This window comes from Sorangium sp. So ce1036 (genome assembly GCF_051369805.1).
GTDB classification, from domain to species: Bacteria; Myxococcota_A; Polyangia; order Polyangiales; family Polyangiaceae; genus Sorangium; species Sorangium cellulosum_F.
The window spans coordinates 73,910-94,848 of sequence record NZ_JBBMOX010000002.1; the positions used below are offsets into that span (position 1 = coordinate 73,910).

3 protein-coding genes are annotated in these 20,939 nt (G+C 71.9%); all 3 read right to left on the reverse strand.

The features are described from left to right. Nucleotides 1-34: 34 nt before the first annotated feature. Genes WMF31_RS37505 through WMF31_RS37515 form a run of 3 tightly spaced genes read right to left on the reverse strand, consistent with a single transcriptional unit; the run spans nt 35 to nt 20,879 of the window. On the reverse strand, nt 35-1,660 hold the full coding sequence (locus tag WMF31_RS37505; protein ID WP_436606697.1) for a cyclic peptide export ABC transporter: 1,626 nt from the start codon (nt 1,658-1,660) through the stop codon (nt 35-37). Then, on the reverse strand, nt 1,657-3,291 hold the full coding sequence (locus tag WMF31_RS37510) for a cyclic peptide export ABC transporter (RefSeq protein ID WP_436606698.1): 1,635 nt from the start codon (nt 3,289-3,291) through the stop codon (nt 1,657-1,659). Before WMF31_RS37510 ends, WMF31_RS37505 begins: the two co-directional genes overlap by 4 nt. Next, nucleotides 3,279-20,879: a non-ribosomal peptide synthase/polyketide synthase gene (locus tag WMF31_RS37515; RefSeq protein ID WP_436606699.1), complete on the reverse strand. Its 17,601-nt coding sequence runs from the start codon at nt 20,877-20,879 to the stop codon at nt 3,279-3,281. The genes WMF31_RS37510 and WMF31_RS37515 overlap by 13 nt, the downstream gene beginning before the upstream one ends. Nucleotides 20,880-20,939 lie beyond the last annotated feature (60 nt).

A 20,939-nucleotide genomic window follows, 5' to 3' on the forward strand; every position in this document is an offset into this window, starting at 1 on the left:
CAAGAGCACCTCTCAAGATCTCATGATTGTCAAGTTACCGTTTGTTGACGGATCGGATCTGCCCGTACTCCATGGCGATCACCTGATCGGCGCAGTGAAAGTACCGGTCGTCATGGCTGACCGCGATGACGGTCTTGCCCCGCTGCTTCAGCGACGGCAGCAGCTCCACGTAGAAGTACTCGCGGAACTCGGGGTCTTGATCGGCGGCCCACTCGTCGAACACGCAGACGGGCCGGTCCTCGAGGAGCGCCACGATCATCGCCAGGCGCTTGCGCTGTCCGGTGGACAGGTTGCGGTTCGTGAAGCCCTTGTCCTCGAACGACGTCTTCTGCTGCAGATCCATCTGCGCGATCAGCCGGTGCACCTCCGCCGGGTCGACGTCGAGCAGCCCGTAGAGCTTGGCGAACAGGTGAAAATCCGTGTAGATGGCCGAGATCTTCTCGCGGTACGCGGCCACGTTGTCCGGATCGACGCGTATCCCGCCGACCAGGAGCTCGCCGCGCGTCGGCGGATAGAGCCCCGTGAGCACCTTGAGGGCCGTCGACTTGCCGCTGCCGTTCCCGCCGACGAGGAGCACGATCTCGCCCTGGGCGATGTCGACGTCGAGGGGGCCGATGCGGAACGTGCTGTCGCCGTCCTCGGACGCGTACTCGAACTCGACGCCGCGCGCCGCGATCGCGCCGATGCCGTCTTTCCAGGGATCCTCGACGTCGAGCGCGACCTGCGTCTCCTGGATGGCCCTGTCGAGCTTCTCCTCCAGCGCCCCCGCCCTGTCCAGCGCCACGTTCGAGCGGATGTACGCGGGCGCCCCCGCGACCAGCATCGTCACCGGGCCCCACAGGAACAGGATGCCCGCGACGATGTCGACCAGCGCAGAGGAGCCCACGTCGGCGTACTGGGGGACGACGAGGACGATGACGCCGAGCAGCGCATAGAGGTTGCCGGTGGCGAAGATGAAGTTGTCGCTGTTCATCGCGCCGGTCTTCACGTTGAAGCCCCGCAGCGCCTCCGACGACCGCACGATGTCGGCGCGGACGTCGCGGCCGCGCCGGCGGCTGAGCTTGACCTCCTTGAAGCCCTTCAAGAGGTCCGTGAGCCGGTCGAAGAACACGAGGCGGGCATCCCCGAGGCGCTGGAGGTAGCGCTCGATCCCCTTGGCCCTGTTTCGATAGATCGCATAGCCGACGGCGAGCAGGGACGTGACGGCGATGAAGGTCGGCAAGGAGAGCCAGGCGATGTACAGCACCGCGAACGCCAGGATGAAGACCGATTGCAAGAAGGCCGCGATCAGCGACGCGTAGTTGGACACGACGCTCAGGTTGTCCGTGATCCCGTCGTAGATCTCCGCGGTGCCGATGCGCTCGACCCCCTGGATGTCCACCTTCTCGAGCTTGCCGACGATCCTGATCTTGATCCGGTGCAGCGCCGACTCCACGACGGCGGCCGTCCGGTAATACATGTGCTTGGCGCAGAGATAATGGCCGACGATGACGAGCGCGAACAGGCCCATCGCCGGGAGCCCCGCCAGCCCCGGCGCGCCGGCGAGGACGTTCGCGCCGATGAGCACGAGCATGCTCGTGACGCCCGCCACGCACGCCGCCGCGAGGATGCGGCCGCGCTCGGCCCCGGACTCCTCGATGATCAGATCGACGATCGTCACGGCGCAGCTTCCATCCGGGTGGCGGCCTGGACCTTGCCGTAGCTGAGCTTGATGACGCGGTCCGCACAGTGAAAGTAGCGGTCGTCGTGGGTGACGGCGACGATCGTCTTCCCCCGGCGCTTCAGCGCGGGCACGAGATCCTCGTAGAAGTACCTGCGGAACTCGGGGTCCTGATCGGCGGCCCACTCGTCGAACACGTAGACGGGGCGATCCTCGAGGAGCGTCACGATCGTGGCGAGGCGCTTGCGCTGGCCGGTCGACAGGTTGCGCCGGGTGAAGCGCTGCCTCTCGAACGAGGTCTTCCCCTCCAGGCCCATCTGCGCGATCAGCGCGCGCACCGCCCCCTCCTCCGCGTCCAGCATCCCGTAGAGCTTGGAGAAGAGGTGGAAATCCGTGTAGATCGCCGAGATCATCTCGCGGTACGCGGCCACGTTCTCCGGCCGGACGAGGACGCCGCCGACGCGCAGCTCTCCGCCGCTGCGCGGGTAGAGCCCGGTGAGCACCTTGAGCAGCGTCGATTTGCCGCTCCCGTTCCCGCCGACGAGGAAGACGACCTCGCCCGGCTCGATGTCGAGGCTGATGGGGCCGACGCGGAACGTCCTGTCTCCGTCGTCGGAGGGATACTCGTAGACGACATCGCGCGTCGAGATGGCGCCGAGGCGACCGCCCCACGGATCCTCGGTCTTCTGCATCGCCGCCTGCTGGACGGCCTCGTCGAGCTTCCCCTCGAGCACCCGGATCTGCTCGAACGCGACGCTGGAGCGGAACAGCGCATTGAGCCCTCCGGCCACGCTGGTGAAGGGACCCCACACGAACGCGGTGCACGCGACCAGGCCCACCATGGTCTGGACATCCACGTCGACGTACCTGGGCATGGTGAAGACGACCGCGCCCAGCAGGATGTACAGGACGCAGTTGGGCAGGACCAGGATGCCGCTGATCACCTCGGCCGTCCTCACGGCGCCGGCGCGGAGGGACTCGGCCGTCCCCACGATGTCGTCGTGGATCTCACGGGCACGCCGGCGGCTGAACTTGACCTCTTTGAAGCCCTTCAGCAGGTCCATGATCATGTCGACGAGCGTGAGCCGCAGCTGCCCCATCCGGCGCAGCGCATCCGCGACCTCCTCGAACCTGACCTGAACGATGAAGAACCCGAACACCAGCATGAGCGCGACCAGCGCCAGGGCTGGCAGCGAGAGCCACGCCATGTAAACGAGCCCGAACACGAGGACGAAGAGCGCCTGAAGGAAGCTCCCGAGCACCCACCCTTGCTCCGACACGATGGACATGTTCTCCGTGAGGCGGTCGAGGATCTCCGCGGTCCCGACGCGCTCGAGCCCCTCCAGCTCCGTCCGCTCGATCTTCTCGACGACCCTCTTTCTGATGCGGTAGAGCACGGACTCGACGAGGGCCGTCGTCCGGTGATACGTCGACCGCGCGCCGAGGACGTAGAGGGCCATCGTCAGCCCGAACATGAGGAGCGCCCGCAGGCTCGCCTGCTCCGGAGACGCGGCGAGGACGTTGGCGCCGACGAGGAGGAGCGCATTCGCGACACCCCCGATCGTCGCGACGGCCAGGATGGAGGCCCGCTGCCCCTTCGCCTCCTCGAGGAGGAGATCTACGACAACCATGGCCGCCCTGCGCTCACGCGCGCCTCGACGTCAGCCCCGGGGCTCGCGTGCGCGGGCGAGGCGCCCGAGGGCGTCTTTGCGAACCCGTCGCCCGAGGGCGTCTGCCCGAGCGCGTCGCGCGAGGCGCAGTGCGCGATGAGGCGCCGCAGCGACGAGAGGACCATCTCCGCCATCCTCTCCACCGTCGACGCCTCGTAGAGCGCGGCGCTGTAAGCCCACGTGAGCCGCAGGCGCCCCTCCAGCACGATGCCGCTCACCACGAGCTCATGGAACAACGCCATGTCCGGGCTGACGTCCGTGTGCGCCGTCCCCGCGAAATCCCAGGGCGAGCCTGCCTCGACCTGCCCGAGATAGTTGAACACCACGGGCATCGGCACGGAGAGCGACGCGCGCACGGCCTCGTCCGGGTGCGCGTACCGCAGCCAGCCGTATCCGGCGCCCTTGCCCGGCACCGACCGGAGCTGCTCCGCCACGCCGTCCAGCAGCGCCGCGGGATCTCCGCCCGGGGGCACGCGCAGCCAGACCGGGAACAGCGATGAGAACCAGCCGAGGGTGCGGGACACGTCCAGGTCCCCCATCAGCGGCTCGCGGCCATGGTGCTGCGTCGCCACGCAGACCGTCTCTGTCCCGGCGGACGCGCTCAGCGCGGACGCGAACGCCGACAGCAGGACGTCGTTGATCTCCGTTCCATGAGCCGATCCCACGTGGCGCAGGAGCGCGCTGGTCTCTGCCGCCGACAGCGCCACCTCCACGGTGCGGCCATCGCCGAAGGTCCCCGGCGCGCGGTCGCGATCTCGCGCGACCGGCGTCACGCCGCGGGCGCACTGCGCCTGCCAGTACCCGAGCTCCTCCGACAGGCCGCCGCCCGCGATCCACGCGTGCAGTCGCTCGGACCACTGGCGAAGGGATGTCGTCTTGGGTCCGAGATCCGGTGTCCGTCCTGCGATGAGCGCGTCGCAGGCGCGCTCCACGTCCTCGCACACGATTCGCCACGACACGGCGTCCGTGATGAGGTGATGCATGGCGAGGAGCAGCCGCGCCCCGCCTTCGCCCAGATCCAGCCACGCAGCGCGGACGATCGGGCCCCTGGACAGGTCCATGCCCCGTTGCAGCGCCTCCGTCGCCTCTGAGATGGCGGCGTCACGGGCCGAGGGCTCCAGCGACGACAGGTCCACCCGCTCGAGCACCAGGGTCGCCCCCTCCTCGTGCTCCTGCACCCACCCGGCCTCGGTGCGACGATACCGCAGCCGCACGGCGTCATGCTGCTTTGCGACGACCCGCAGCGCCTCTCTGGCGATCTCGGGCGACAGCGCGGGGGGCGGCGTCCACACCATCGCCGGAGTGAAGTGGTGGGCGTCCACGGGGTCTCCGTCCAGGAACCAGCGCTGGAGCGGCGTGAGCGGCGCGGTCCCGGTCACGGCGCCCTGCTCCGCGAGGATCGCGCTCTCCGCGCGCACCGCCCGCGCGAGCTCCGCCACCGTCTGGTGCGCGAACACGTCGCGCACCGTCAGGTGGAGGCCGGCCCGCTTCGCGCGACCTATCACCTGGATCGCGAGGATCGAGTCCCCTCCGAGCGTGAAGAAGTTGTCGTGGATCCCCACGGGCGAGATCTGCAGCACCTGCGACCACAGCCCGGCGAGCGCGCGCTCCGCCTCGGTCCGCGGCGCCACATAGGACGTCTCGGCCGCGTCGCGCGTCGCCTCGGGCGAGGGCAGCGCCTTGCGGTCCACCTTGCCGCTGGGGCTCAGCGGCAGCGCCGTGTGCCGCACGAACGCCGAGGGGACCATGTACGCGGGCAGCGCGGCCCTGAGGTGCTCGCGCAGCGCGGCCTCCGTGCACCCGCCTTCGCCGAGCACGACGTGCGCGACCAGCCGCTTGTCGCCGGACGCGTGCTCCCACACGACCACGGCGCACGCCCGCACCGACGGGTGTGACGAGAGCACCGACTCGATCTCCCCGAGCTCGATGCGGAAGCCCCGGATCTTGACCTGGTGATCGATGCGCCCGAGGAACTCCAGCTCTCCGTTCGCGTCCCATCGGGCGAGGTCGCCCGTGCGGTACATCCGCGCGCCGGGGACATCCGAGAACGGATCGGGGATGAAGCGCTCCGCTGTCAGCCCGGGGCGCCCCAGGTAGCCGCGGGCGAGCCCGGCGCCCGCGATGTAGAGCTCCCCGGGGATGCCCACCGGGACCTGCCTCAGGTTCCGGTCGACCACATGGAGCTGCGTGTTGGCGATACCTCGGCCGATCCGGACGTGGCTGCGCCCGGCATCGACGCGGTAAAGCGCGGACCAGATCGTGGTCTCCGTCGGCCCATACACGTTCCAGACCGGGGACGCCCTGCGCGCGAGCTCGGCGGCGAGATCCGGCGTCATCGCCTCTCCGCCGCACAGCGCCCGCAGGGGCCTCTCGCCCTTCCAGCCTGCGTCCAGCGCCATGCGCCACGCCGCGGGCGTCGCCTGCATCATCGTCGCGCGCTCCAGGGCGCTCACCAGCGCTTGCCCGTTGAGCACGTCGTCCTGGGCGGCGAGGTGGATCGAGGCCCCCCGGATCAACGGCATGAACAGCTCCAGCCCGGCGATATCGAACGACAGCGACGTGACCGCGAGCATCGCGTCCCGGCGCCCTACCCCCATCTGCTCGGCGAGGTCATGCAGCAGGTTCGTCAGCGCGCCGTGCAGGACCTGGACGCCTTTGGGCCTCCCCGTCGAGCCCGACGTGTAGATGACGTAGGCCGCGCTGTCGGGCCCTACCTTGTTGTCGGGGGGCGTGCTCGGCTGCCCCTGCCACGGCGGCGCGCTCGCATCGAGAGGCACCGTGACGGACTCATGCGCTGGCAGCCTGCCCCGCAGGCGCTCCTGGGTCAGCAGCACCGCGGGCCGCGCGTCCGTCAGCATGAACGCCAGCCGCTCGGGCGGATAGTTGGGGTCGAGCGGCACGTACGCTCCGCCCGCCTTGAGGATGCCGAGCAGGCCCACCACCATGTCCGGCGACCGCTCCACGCACAGCCCCACCAGCACCTCGGGGCCCACGCCCAGCGCGCGCAGGTGGTGGGCCAGCCGATTCGAGCGCTGGTCGAGCTCCCGGTAGCTGAGCTGCTGCTGGGCGAACACGAGGGCCACGGCGTCCGGCGTCCGCGCCGCCTGCTCCTCGAACAGCTCGTGAACGCACTTGCCCTCGGGGTATGCCCTCGCCGTGCTGTTCCAGGCGGCGAGCTGCTTGCGCTCCGCCTCGGGGAGGAGGTCGAGGTCGGACAGGGGTTTGTCCGGGTGCGCCACCGCGTCGAGGAGCAGGGCGCGCAGGTGCTCGCTCAGCCGCTTCACCGCGGCGTCGTCCACGCGTGTCGTGTCGTAGGCCAGGTGGACGTCGGTCCCTTCCGCGCCATGGACCACGGCGAACACCAGCGCGCTCTTCGCGGTCGTCACGCCGGCGGGCACCGCCTCGAGGAACGGCGACCACCCGGCCGCGACCCCGGTGCGCGGCGGCGATACCTCGAAGAGGAGCACGTCATACAGCGGGTTCTCATCGCCGTGCCTGGACAACCCCTGGTCCTGCACCACCACGTCGAACGGCAACGCCTGATGCTCGTGGACCTCCACGGACGTGCGCCTGGCGGACAGGAGCAGCTCGCCGAACGTCGGGTTCCCCGAGAGGTCGGTCCGCAGCACGACCGTGTTCGTGAAGAAGCCGAGGAGGCTATCCGCGCCCGGCGCCTCGCGGTTCGCGACCACCGCGCCGAGCCCGAAGTCCGTCTGGCCGCTGTACCGCGACAGGACCGCCGTGATGACCGCATACCACGCCATGAACGGCGTACAGCCGTGCTCACGCGCGAGCGCCTGCAGCGCGCGGCTCGCCTGCTGCGGGACGCGGAGCACGACGCTCGCCTCGGGGCCAGGGCCGCGCTCCGGGGCGGGGCGAAGGATGGGGAGCTGCAGCCGCGGCACGCCCGCCAGCCTGTCCTTCCAGTACGCGCGCGAGGCCGCGAGCCCGCCTCCCGCGAGCGCCTCCTGCTCCGCCCGTGCGTGGTCGGCGAACTGATACGCCAGCGCCGGCAGCTCCGCGGCCTCGCCGCGACAGGACGCCTCGTACAGGCGCGAGAGCTCGGAGAGCAGCACGCCGCTGGACCACTCGTCCGTGATGATGTGGTGCTGCAGGACGAGCACCACATGGTGCTCGGCCGCAAGGCTCACCACCAGCACCCGCGTCAGCGGTCCGGCGCCGAGGTCGAACCGGACCCCGATCTCGGCCTCCAGCAGCGCGCGCAAGGCGGCTTCCCGCGCCGCGCCGGGCAGCGCCGAGACGTCCTCCACGCGCACCGGGATCGACGCGCTCTCCGACACCACCCGCCTCGGCACGCCGTCCACCTCGGGATAGGTGGTGCGCAGGATCTCCTGCTGCTCCGCGAGCAACTCCACGCTCCGGCGCAGCGCCTGCTCGGAGAGCGCGCCTCGGAGGACGAACAGGTGCGGCACCTGGTACGACAGCGCCTCGGGCGAGAGCCTGTCGACGAACCAGATCCGCCGCTCGGTCCCCGAGAGCCCGGCGTACGCGGGCTCGGCCGCGCCGCGCGGCGACGGGGAGAAGGCGGCCACGGGCGCCGGTCGCTGCTCTACCCCGTCCAGCGACGCCGCCAGGGCCGCCACCGTCGGCCGCTGGAACAGCGTGGCCACCGTCAGCCCGAGCCCGAGCCGCGCCTTCACCGCGGACGCGAGGCGTATCGCCAGCAGCGAGTGGCCGCCGAGCAGGAAGAAGTCGTCGTGCGCGCCGACGGGCCGCACCCCGAGCAGCTCTTCCCAGATGGCCACGAGCGCGCGCTCCGTCTCGGTCCGCGGCGCCACATAGGACGTCTCCGCCGCGCCGCGCGTCGCCTCGGGCGACGGCAGCGCCTTGCGGTCCACCTTGCCGTTCGCGGAGAGCGGCAGTTGATCGAGGAAGACGAACGCCGACGGCGTCATGTGCTCCGGCAACCGCGCGCGGATCCACGCCCGCAGATCGCTCGCCGTGGACGCGCCCTCCCTCGCCACCACGTAGGCGACGAGGCGCTTGTCCCCCGGCGCGTCCTCCCGCGCCACGACGACGCACGACGTCACCGCGGGGTGCGACGAGAGCGCCGCCTCGATTTCACCCATCTCGACGCGGAACCCGCGGATCTTCACCTGGTGGTCGGCGCGACCCACGAACTCCAGCTCGCCGTCCTCGTTCCAGCGCGCGAGATCCCCGGTGCAGTACATCCGGGCGCCGGGCTCCTTCGAGAACGGATCCGGCACGAACCGCTCCGCCGTCATCCCGGGGCGATTCAGGTAGCCACGCGCCAGGCCCACCCCCGACAGGTGGATTTCGCCTGGCATGCCGATGGGGACCTGCCTCTTCGCGCCGTCGAGCACGTAGAGATGGACCCCATCGATCGGCCGGCCGATCGAGAACCGCTCCGGCCGCTCCGGATCGTACCAGGCCTGCGCGCCGAAGATGCTGAACTCGCTGGGGCCGTAGGAATTCAGCACCTTGCGGCCTTTGGCCCACTGCGCCACGAGCGCGGGCGAGATCGTGTCGCCCGCCAGGATGATCTGGCGCAGCGCTGGCGCGCGGCAGCTCAGCACCCGCAGCATCGCCGGCGGGATGAACGATACGGTCACCCCTCGGTGCTCGAGGCTCTCCGCGATGCCCTCGACCGCGCCGTAGGCGTTGCTCGGCAGCACGCACGTCGCGCCGTTGCACAGCGATACCACCCAGTCGATGATCGCGCCGTCGAAGGCGACCGGCGCGCTCTGCAGGACGCGATCGCTCGGCTGGATGGCGATGTGCTTGAACGCGACGCGCGCAGCCAGCCCCCGGTGCTCGTTCACCACCGGCTTGGGCTTGCCCGTCGAGCCCGACGTGAAGATGACGTAGTTGGCGTGCTCGGGCCTCACGCCGCTCTCGGGCGGCGTCGCCGGCTGCCGCGCCCACTGCGCCGCGTCCGCGTCCAGCCGCACCACCGTCACGCCCGGCGCCGACAGCCGGTCCTCGATGCTGGCGTGCGTCAGCAGCACCGGCGCCTCGGCCTCGCGCAGCAGCAGCGAGAGCCTGTCCGACGGCTGCGAGGGATCCAGCGGCACGAACGCCCCGCCCGCCTTCAGGATCCCCACCAGGCCCACCACCATGTCGAACGACCGCTCCACGCACAGCGCCACGCGCACCTCGGGCCCCACGCCCAGGCCGCGCAGGTGGTGCGCCAGCCGGTTGGCCTGCGCCTCGAGCTCCCCGTAGCTGAGCTGCCGGCCGTCCTGCTCCAGCGCCACCGCCCCCGGCGCCCTCGCCGCCTGCTCCGCGATCAGCTCATGAATGCACCGGGCCGCCGGGTCCGCCGCTGGCGTGTCGTTCCACGCCGCGAGCTTCTCTGTCTCTTCCTCCGTCAACAGGTCCAGATCCGACAGGCGCTTGTCCGGGTGCGCGGCCGCGTCGGTCGCCAGCGTCCGCAGGTGCCCGCACAGCCGCTCCGCTGCCGTTCGCGACACGCGCGTCGTGTCGTACAGGACCTCCACGACGGTCCCCTCGGCCGAATGCTGCACGGTCACGGCGAGCGCGTCCTTCGCCGTCGTCACCCCATGCGGCACCGCGTCGAGGAGCGGTGTCCAGCCGGCCGCGGCGCCGTCGGTCGGCGACGTCGCCTCGAACAAGGTCACGTCGAACAGCGGATTCTCTCCGGCCTGCCGCGAGAGCCCCTGATCCTGCACCACCACATCGAACGGCAGCGCCTGGTGCTCGTACGCGTCCAGCGACGTCCGCCTCGCGCGCGCGAGCAGCTCGCCGAACGTCGGGTTCCCCGAGAGGTCGGTCCGCAGCACGACCGTGTTCGTGAAGAAGCCGAGGAGGCTATCCGCGCCCGGCGCCTCGCGGTTCGCGACCACCGCGCCGAGCCCGAAATCCGTCTGGCCGCTGTACCGCGACAGGACCGCCGTGATGACCGCATACCACGCCATGAACGGCGTACAGCCGTGCTCACGCGCGAGCGCCTGCAGCGCGCGGCTCGCCTGCTGCGGGACGCGGAGCACGACGCTCGCCTCGGGGCCAGGGCCGCGCTCCGGGGCGGGGCGAAGGATGGGGAGCTGCAGCCGCGGCACGCCCGCCAGCCTGTCCTTCCAGTACGCGCGCGAGGCCGCGAGCCCGCCTCCCGCGAGCGCCTCCTGCTCCGCCCGTGCGTGGTCGGCGAACTGATACGCCAGCGCCGGCAGCTCCGCGGCCTCGCCGCGACAGGACGCCTCGTACAGGCGCGAGAGCTCGGAGAGCAGCACGCCGCTGGACCACTCGTCCGTGATGATGTGGTGCTGCAGGACGAGCACCACATGGTGCTCGGCCGCAAGGCTCACCACCAGCACCCGCGTCAGCGGTCCGGCGCCGAGGTCGAACCGGGCCCCGATCTCGGCCTCCAGCAGCGCGCGCAAGGCGGCTTCCCGCGCCGCGCCGGGCAGCGCCGAGACGTCCTCCACGCGCACCGGGATCGACGCGCTCTCCGACACCACCCGCCTCGGCACGCCGTCCACCTCGGGATAGGTGGTGCGCAGGATCTCCTGCTGCTCCGCGAGCAACTCCACGCTCCGGCGCAGCGCCTGCTCGGAGAGCGCGCCTCGGAGGACGAACAGGTGCGGCACCTGGTACGACAGCGCCTCGGGCGAGAGCTTGTCGGCCAGCCAGAGCCGCAGCTCGGCCCCCGAGAGCCCGGCGTACGCGGGCTCGGCCGCGCCGCGCGGCGACGGGGAGAAGGCGGCCACGGGCGCCGGTCGCTGCTCTACCCCGTCCAGCGACGCCGCCAGGGCCGCCACCGTCGGCCGCTGGAACAGCGTGGCCACCGTCAGCCCGAGCCCGAGCCGCGCCTTCACCGCGGACGCGAGGCGTATCGCCAGCAGCGAGTGGCCGCCGAGCAGGAAGAAGTCGTCGTGCGCGCCGACGGGCCGCACCCCGAGCAGCTCTTCCCAGATGGCCACGAGCGCGCGCTCCGTCTCGGTCCGCGGCGCCACACAGGACGTCTCCGCCGCGCCGCGCGTCGCCTCGGGCGACGGCAGCGCCTTGCGGTCCACCTTGCCGCTGGGGCTCAGCGGCAGCGCCGCCAGCCGCACGAACGCCGACGGGACCATGTACTCCGGCAGCGTCGCCCCCAGGTGCTCCCGCAGCGCGCCAGGCGCCCACTGCGCCTCTGCCGCCACCACGTACGCCACCAGCCGCTTGTCGCCCGGCGCGTCCTCACGGGCCACCACCACGCAGTCGCGCACCGACGGGTGCGCCGCGAGCGCCGCCTCGATCTCGCCCAGCTCGATCCGGAACCCGCGGAGCTTCACCTGGTGATCGATGCGGCCCAGGAACTCCAGCTCTCCATCCTCCCGCCACCGCGCCAGGTCGCCCGTGCGATACATCCGCGCGCCCGCCTCGGGCGAGAACGGGTCTGGTATGAACCGCTCCGCCGTCAGCTCGGGCCGGTTCAGGTAGCCGCGCGCGAGCTGCACGCCCGACAGGTACAGCTCCCCCGCCACGCCCACGGGCACCGGGCGCAGATCGCCGTCGAGCACGTACGTGCGCGTGTTGTCCACAGGACGCCCGATCGGCACCGGGCCTTCCTCGTCCGGACGGCAAGCGTGGCTCGTCACGTCGATGGCCGCCTCGGTCGGGCCATACAGGTTGTGAAGCTCGCCCTGACTGCCTTCATACCAGCGCGCCCGCAGGTGCGCCGGCAGCGCCTCGCCGCTCGCGAACACCCGCTGCAGCGACGCGCGCTCCCGCGGCTCCGTCGCCGAAAGGAACGCGCCGAGCATCGACGGCACGAAATGCGCCACCGTCACGCCGCGCTCCTCGATGAGCGCCGCCAGGTAGCGCGGATCCTTGTGCCCCTCGGGCGCCGCGATCTCCATGCGCGCGCCCTCCAGCAGCGGCCACCACAGCTCCCAGCCCGACACGTCGAACGACAGCGGCGTCTTCTGCAACACCGCGTCGCTCGCCTTCAGCCCGTACGCCCGCTGCATCCAGCGCAGGCGGTTGTCGAGCCCGCGATGCGTGTTGAGCACCCCCTTCGGCCGACCCGTCGAGCCCGACGTGTAGATGACGTAGATCGCGCTGTCCGGCCCTGCCTGCCTGTCGGGGCGCGTGCTCGGCTGCCCCTGCCACGGCGCCGCGTCCGCATCGAGGCGCACCGTGACGGCCTCGTGCGCTGGCAGCCTGTCTTGCAAGCGCTCCTGGGTCAGCAGCACCGCGGGCCGCGCGTCCGTCAGCATGAACGCCAGCCGCTCCGGCGGATAGCCCGGGTCGAGCGGCACGTACGCGCCGCCCGCCTTCAGGATGCCGAGCAGCCCCACCACCATCTCCAGCGACCGCTCCACGCACAGCCCCACCAGCACCTCGGGGCCCACGCCCAGCCCGCGCAGGTGGTGGGCGAGCTGGTTCGAGCGCTGGTCGACCTCCCGGTACGTCAGCTCCTGCCCGGCGAACACCACGGCCACCGCGTCCGGCGTCCGCTCCGCTTGCTCCTCGAAGCGCTCGTGGATGCACTTGCCCCCGGGGTAGGCCACCGCCGTGTCGTTCCAGGCGGCGATCTGCCTGCGCTCCGCCTCGGTGAGGGCGTCGAGCTCCGACAGCGGTCTGGCCGGGTGCGCGACCATATCGAGGAGCAGGGCGCGCAGGTGCGCCCAGAGCCGCTCGACGTCCTCCCCGCGAAGCGCCGCGGGATCCCACATCCAGCGCAGGTTGAGCGCCTCGCCCGCCACCACCGCGATGGCGAGCGGATAGCTCGTCTGCTCGAACGCCCGGAAGCCCACGATCGGCAGGACCTCGGCCTGCTGCGCCGCCTCGTCCACCGGGTAGTTCTCGAAGAGGAGGAGCGTGTCGAAGAGCGCGCGACCTCCGCCCACGGCGCTCGACCGCTGCACCTCGTAAAGCGGGGTCGCCTCGTGGGCGCGCAGCTCGACCTGCTCGGCCTGCAGCCGCTTCAGCCATTCGACCACGCGCTCCGCGCCCGACCACCGGGCCCGCAGCGGCAGCGTGTTGATGAACAGCCCCACCATCCGCTCGATGCCGGCGATCGGCGCGCTGCGACCGGAGGTCGTCATGCCGAAGACGACATCCGTCCGCCCCGTGTAACGGCCCAGGAGCTGCGCGAGCGCCCCTTGCACCACCGTGTTCACGGTCAGCCCGTGCCGCCGCGCGAACGCCGTCAGCTCCCCGGTCTCGGCCGCCGTCAGCGAGGCATCACGACTGGCGTGCTCCCGCGTCGCCTCCGCGGGCATCGCCGCGGGCGGCGCGAAGGGCAGCCGCGTCGGCTCCTCGACGCCGGCCAGGTACTCGGCGAAGAACGCGGACGACGCGCGCTGGTCCCTCGTCGCGAGCCAGGCGATGTAGCGCTCGTACGGCGCCGGCTCCGGCAGCGCGGGCTTGCTCCCGCCCCGGAGCGCGGCATACGCGGCCTGCAGCTCTCCGAGCACGACCGGCATCGACCAGCCGTCGGACAGGATATGGTGCGTGGTCTTCAGCATCCACGTCCGCCCGCCGGGCATGCGCACGAGCGCGACCCGGGCCAGCGGGGCCCGCGCGAGATCGAACCCGGCCGCGCGCTCCTCGCGCTGCAGGGCCTCCCACCGCGCCTCCGCCTCGGCCGCCTCCAGCGAGGACCAGTCGTACGCCGCCATCGAGAAGGCGACGCTCCGCCGCACCACCTGCAGCGGCTCCGGGACGCCCTGCCATACGAACGACGTCCGGTACACCGCATGGCGCGCGAGCACGGCCTTCCACGCCCCCTCCAGCGCCGCGGCGTCCACCTCGCCGCCCAGCTCGAGCGCGAGCTGGACGGTGTACGTCGGCGACTCCGGCTCACGCAGGGCGTGGAACAGGAGCCCCGCCTGGAGCGGCGAGAGCGGATAGACGCTCTCCACGTCGCGCAGGGCCCCGAGCAGCCCGTCCAGGGCCCCTTGCTCGAGCCGCGCGAGCGGGAAGTCCGAGGGCGTGTATCCGAACGCCTCGCCCGACGCGCAGTGGGCGATGAGCCGCCGCAGCGAGGCGACGAACCGCGCCGCGAGCCGCTCCACGGTCGCGGCGTCGTGGACCGCGGGGCTGTAGGTCCACTCGAACCGCAGGCGCCCCTGCCACACCCCGCCGTTCATCGCGAGCGTGTGCCACAGCGCCATGCGCGGGCTCGTGTCCCTCCCCGTCGGCTCGGCCGCCGGCCCGAGCACCCCTCGGCCCTGCGCCGCCATGTCGAGCTGCCCGAGGTAATTGAACACCACGGGCGAATCGATCGAGAGCGAGGCGCGCACCGCCTCGTCCGGGTGCGCAATCCGCAGCCAACCGTACCCCACGCCCCGGTTCGGCACCGACCGGAGCTGCTCCTTGACCCCCTTCAGCAGCGCCGCTGGATCGTCGTCTCCTGGCACCGTCAGCCAGACCGGGAACATGGCCGTGAACCATCCGACGGTGCGGGACACGTCCACGTCCTCGACCACCGCTTCGCGCCCGTGCCCCTCCAGATCGACGCAGACCGTATCCGTCTTGCAGAACGCGCTCAGCGCCGCGGCGAGCGCCGACAGCAAGACGTCGTTGATCTCGGTGCGGTAGGCCGCGCCCACGTCGTGCAGGAGCGCCCGGGTCTCCTCCTCGGGCAGCTCGATGTTTACCGTGCGGCTATCTCCCACCGTGCCCAGCGCCGCCTCGCGATCGAGCGGCAGCGGCGCCACGCCGCGCGCGCATTGCGCTCGCCAGTAGCCGAGCTCCTCCGACAGGCCGCCGCCTGCCACGAACGCGTGCAGCCGCTCCGACCATTGCCGGAACGAGGTCGTCTTGGCCGCGAGCTCCGGCGTCTTCCCGGCCAGCAGGGCCTCGCAGGCGCGCTCCAGATCCTCGTGCAGGATGCGCCACGACACGCCGTCCACCACGAGGTGGTGCGCGACGAGCAAGAGCCGCGTCCCGTCCTCGCCCAGGTCCAGCCACGCCGCGCGGGCCGCCGGGCCCGCGGCCAGCGACAGGCCAGCTTGCAAGGCGTCCGCCGCCGCCTCCACGGCGGCCCTGCGCGCGCCGGGCGCCACGGCCGAGAGGTCCACCCGCTCGAGCGGCAGCGCCGCCTCCTCCGCGTGGGCCTGCACCCACCCGGACGCCGCGCGGTGATACCGCAATCGCAGCGCGTCGTGCTGCCGCATCACCACATGCAACGCCTCAGCCACGATCTCGGGCGAGAGGGCGGGCGATGGCGTCCACATCATCGCCTGATTGAAATGGTGTGCCTCTTCGGGGTCCTTGCTCAGGAACCAGCGCTGGCTCGGCGTCAGCGAGGCCACGCCGGTCACCGCCCCCTGCTCCGCCACGGCGGCGCTCGAGCTGCGCGCCGCCTGCGCCAGATCCGCGATCGTCTGGCGCATGAACAGGTCGCGCACCGTCAGGTGCAATCCGGCGCGCTTGGCGCGACCCACCACCTGGATCGCGAGGATCGAATCGCCTCCCAGCGAGAAGAAGTTGTCGTGGATCCCGATGGGCGAGGCGCGCAGCACCTCCGACCAGACCTCCGCGAGCGCTCGCTCCGCCTCCGTGCGCGGCGCGACATAGGCCGTCTCCGCGTCCTGTCGCGTGTCTTCCGGCGCCGGCAGCCGCTTGCGGTCCACCTTGCCATTCGGCGAGAGCGGCAGCTCGTCGAGGAAGACGAACGCCGACGGGAGCATGTAATCGGGCAGCGTGCTGCGCAGGTGCTCGCGCAGCGCGCCCGCCGCGGGCGCGCCGCCCTTCGCCGCCATGTAGGCGACGAGGCGCTTGTCCCCCGGCGCGTCCTCCCGCGCCACGACGACGCACGACGTCACCGCGGGGTGCGACGAGAGCGCCGCCTCGATTTCACCCATCTCGACGCGGAACCCGCGGATCTTCACTTGGTGGTCGGCGCGACCCACGAACTCCAGCTCGCCGTCCTCGTTCCAGCGCGCGAGATCCCCGGTGCAGTACATCCGGGCGCCGGGCTCCTTCGAGAACGGATCCGGCACGAACCGCTCCGCCGTCATCCCGGGGCGATTCAGGTAGCCACGCGCCAGGCCCACCCCCGACAGGTGGATTTCGCCTGGCATGCCGATGGGGACCTGCCTCTTCGCGCCATCGAGCACGTAGAGATGGACCCCATCGATCGGCCGGCCGATCGAGAACCGCTCCGGCCGCTCCGGATCGTACCAGGCCTGCGCGCCGAAGATGCTGAACTCGCTGGGGCCGTAGGAATTCAGCACCTTGCGGCCTTTGGCCCACTGCGCCACGAGCGCGGGCGAGATCGTGTCGCCCGCCAGGATGATCTGGCGCAGCGCTGGCGCGCGGCAGCTCAGCACCCGCAGCATCGCCGGCGGGATGAACGATACGGTCACCCCTCGGTGCTCGAGGCTCTCCGCGATGCCCTCGACCGCGCCGTAGGCGTTGCTCGGCAGCACGCACGTCGCGCCGTTGCACAGCGATACCACCCAGTCGATGATCGCGCCGTCGAAGGCGACCGGCGCGCTCTGCAGGACGCGATCGCTCGGCTGGATGGCGATGTGCTTGAACGCGACGCGCGCAGCCAGCCCCCGGTGCTCGTTCACCACCGGCTTGGGCTTGCCCGTCGAGCCCGACGTGAAGATGACGTAGTTGGCGTGCTCGGGCCTCACGCCGCTCTCGGGCGGCGTCGCCGGCTGCCGCGCCCACTGCGCCGCGTCCGCGTCCAGCCGCACCACCGTCACGCCCGGCGCCGACAGCCGGTCCTCGATGCTGGCGTGCGTCAGCAGCACCGGCGCCTCGGCCTCGCGCAGCAGCAGCGAGAGCCTGTCCGACGGCTGCGAGGGATCCAGCGGCACGAACGCCCCGCCCGCCTTCAGGATCCCCACCAGGCCCACCACCATGTCGAACGACCGCTCCACGCACAGCGCCACGCGCACCTCGGGCCCCACGCCCAGGCCGCGCAGGTGGTGCGCCAGCCGGTTGGCCTGCGCCTCGAGCTCCCCGTAGCTGAGCTGCCGGCCGTCCTGCTCCAGCGCCACCGCCCCCGGCGCCCTCGCCGCCTGCTCCGCGATCAGCTCATGAATGCACCGGGCCGCCGGGTCCGCCGCTGGCGTGTCGTTCCACGCCGCGAGCTTCTCTGTCTCTTCCTCCGTCAACAGGTCCAGATCCGACAGGCGCTTGTCCGGGTGCGCGGCCGCGTCGGTCGCCAGCGTCCGCAGGTGCCCGCACAGCCGCTCCGCTGCCGTTCGCGACACGCGCGTCGTGTCGTACAGGACCTCCACGACGGTCCCCTCGGCGCTGTGGCGCACGGTCACGGCGAGCGCGTTCTTCGCCGTGGTCACGCCCTGCGGCACCGCGCCGAGGAGCGGTGTCCAGCCGGCCGCGGCGCCGGTGGTCGGCGGCGTCACCTCGAACAAGGTCACGTCGAACAGCGGATTCTCTCCGGCCTGCCGCGAGAGCCCCTGATCCTGCACCACCACGTCGAACGGCAGCGCCTGGTGCTCGTACGCGTCCAGCGACGTCCGCCTCGCGCGCGCGAGCAGCTCGCCGAACGTCGGGTTCCCCGAGAGGTCGGTCCGCAGCACGACCGTGTTCGTGAAGAACCCGAGCATCGCCTCGGTCCCGGCGGCCTGGCGGTTCGCGAGGATCGCCCCGAGGCCGAAGTCCGTCTGCCGGCTGTACCGAGAGAGCACGGCCGTCAGGGCGGCGTACCAGGCCATGAAGGGGGTAGCGCCGCCCTCGTGCGCGAGCGCGTGCATCCGGCGGCTCGTCTCCGGCGATAGCCGGAGCGAGGCAACTCCTTCGGCCCCGGAGACCGCGCCCGGGGCGGGAGAGACAATCGACAGGTCGAGCCGCGGTACGCCGGAGAGGGCGTCCTTCCAGTAGGCCCGCGACGCCGCGAGCCCGCCGCCGGAGAGCGCCGACCGCTCCGCGCGCGCATAATCCGAGTACTGGTACGCGAGAGGAGGCAGCGCGGCCGTCTCCCCGCGCCGCGACGCCTCGTACAGGGACGAGAGCTCCGCGAGCAGCAGCCCCCAGGACCACTCATCCGTGATGATGTGGTGCTGGTGCACCACGACGACGTGCCTGTCCGCGGCCGTCTTCACGGCCAGGACCCGGGTCAGCGGCCCGCGCTCCAGGTCGAAGCGGGCCTCGACCTCCGCGGCGAGCAGCGCCCCGAGCGCCGCACCGCGCTCCGCTTCGGGCAGGGACGAGACGTCCTCCACGCGGATCGGGATGGACACGTCGTCGGACACCCGCCGCCTCGGCGTGCCGTCCACCTCCGGATACGTCGTGCGAAGGATCTCGTGGCGCAACGCCAGCGCGCGCACGCTCTCGTGCAGCGCCGGAGCACGGAGCGCGGACGCCACCTCGAACACGTGCGGGATCTGGTACGACCGCGCCTCGGGCGACAGCCTCTCCAAAAACCAGATGCGCCGCTCCGTGCCCGACAGGCCTTCATGAGGAGCCTCGCCGGCCGATCGCGGAGAGAGGCTGATCTGCGGCGCGAGCGCCGGCCGCTCCGCCCTCGTGTCCCAGAGCGCCCCGAGCGCCTCGATCGTCGGGTTGCGAAGCAGCGTGGCCAGGCTCAGCTCGAGCCCGAGCCGCGCCCTCACCGCGGATGCGATGCGCACCGCCAGGAGCGAGTGACCGCCCAGCAGGAAGAAATTGTCCCTGACCCCGATCGGCCGCACCCCGAGCAGCTCTTCCCAGATGGCCACGAGCGCGCGCTCCGTCTCGGTCCGCGGCGCCACATAGGACGTCTCCGCCGCGCCGCGCGTCGCCTCGGGCGACGGCAGCGCCTTGCGGTCCACCTTGCCGCTGGGGCTCAGCGGCAGCGCCGCCAGCCGCACGAACGCCGACGGGACCATGTACTCCGGCAGCGTCGCCCCCAGGTGCTCCCGCAGCGCGCCAGGCGCCCACTGCGCCTCTGCCGCCACCACGTACGCCACCAGCCGCTTGTCGCCCGGCGCGTCCTCACGGGCCACCACCACGCAGTCGCGCACCGACGGGTGCGCCGCGAGCGCCGCCTCGATCTCGCCCAGCTCGATCCGGAACCCGCGGAGCTTCACCTGGTGATCGATGCGGCCCAGGAACTCCAGCTCTCCATCCTCCCGCCACCGCGCCAGGTCGCCCGTGCGATACATCCGCGCGCCCGCCTCGGGCGAGAACGGGTCTGGTATGAACCGCTCCGCCGTCAGCTCGGGCCGGTTCAGGTAGCCGCGCGCGAGCTGCACGCCCGACAGGTACAGCTCCCCCGCCACGCCCACGGGCACCGGGCGCAGATCGCCGTCGAGCACGTACGTGCGCGTGTTGTCCACAGGACGCCCGATCGGCACCGGGCCTTCCTCGTCCGGACGGCAAGCGTGGCTCGTCACGTCGATGGCCGCCTCGGTCGGGCCATACAGGTTGTGAAGCTCGCCCTGACTGCCTTCATACCAGCGCGCCCGCAGGTGCGCCGGCAGCGCCTCGCCGCTCGCGAACACCCGCTGCAGCGACGCGCGCTCCCGCGGCTCCGTCGCCGAAAGGAACGCGCCGAGCATCGACGGCACGAAATGCGCCACCGTCACGCCGCGCTCCTCGATGAGCGCCGCCAGGTAGCGCGGATCCTTGTGCCCCTCGGGCGCCGCGATCTCCATGCGCGCGCCCTCCAGCAGCGGCCACCACAGCTCCCAGCCCGACACGTCGAACGACAGCGGCGTCTTCTGCAACACCGCGTCGCTCGCCTTCAGCCCGTACGCCCGCTGCATCCAGCGCAGGCGGTTGTCGAGCCCGCGATGCGTGTTGAGCACCCCCTTCGGCCGACCCGTCGAGCCCGACGTGTAGATGACGTAGATCGCGCTGTCCGGCCCTGCCTGCCTGTCGGGGCGCGTGCTCGGCTGCCCCTGCCACGGCGCCGCGTCCGCATCGAGGCGCACCGTGACGGCCTCGTGCGCTGGCAGCCTGTCTTGCAAGCGCTCCTGGGTCAGCAGCACCGCGGGCCGCGCGTCCGTCAGCATGAACGCGAGTCGCTCCGGCGAATAGCCCGGGTCGAGCGGCACGTACGCGCCGCCCGCCTTCAGGATGCCGAGCAGCCCCACCACCATCTCCAGCGACCGCTCCACGCACAGCCCCACCAGCACCTCGGGGCCCACGCCCAGCCCGCGCAGGTGGTGGGCGAGCTGGTTCGAGCGCTGGTCGAGCTCCCGGTACGTCAGCTCCTGCCCGGCGAACACCACGGCCACCGCGTCCGGCGTCCGCTCCGCTTGCTCCTCGAAGCGCTCGTGGATGCACCTGCCCCCGGGGTAGGCCACCGCCGTGTCGTTCCACGCCGCCTGCTGGCGCAGCGCGTCCGCGGTGAGCAGGGGCAAGTGCCCGATCGGGCGCGTCGAGGAGGCGGTACAGCCGGACCTCCGCGCCCGATCCGAGATCCCGGCGGACGGCTCCACCGAGCGGGCGAGGCGCCCGGCGTCATCCTGTCGGAGGGCGCCCGGAGCGGCCGGCGGGTGGAGCGGCGAGCTCCGCCGCGGCAGGTCGGCGAGCTCCTCGTTCCACCGCGCCCCGGGGTCGCCGCGGCGGCCTGTGTCCTGCCCCGCCGCGCCGTCCTGCCCCGACCTCCGCTCGACCCCCCGGACGTCCCTGCTCTCGTCGTGCATGCTCATCGTCGGTCTTGATCGATTCCCGTGACATCCATCCGCGCGCACGACGGACAGACAGGCGCG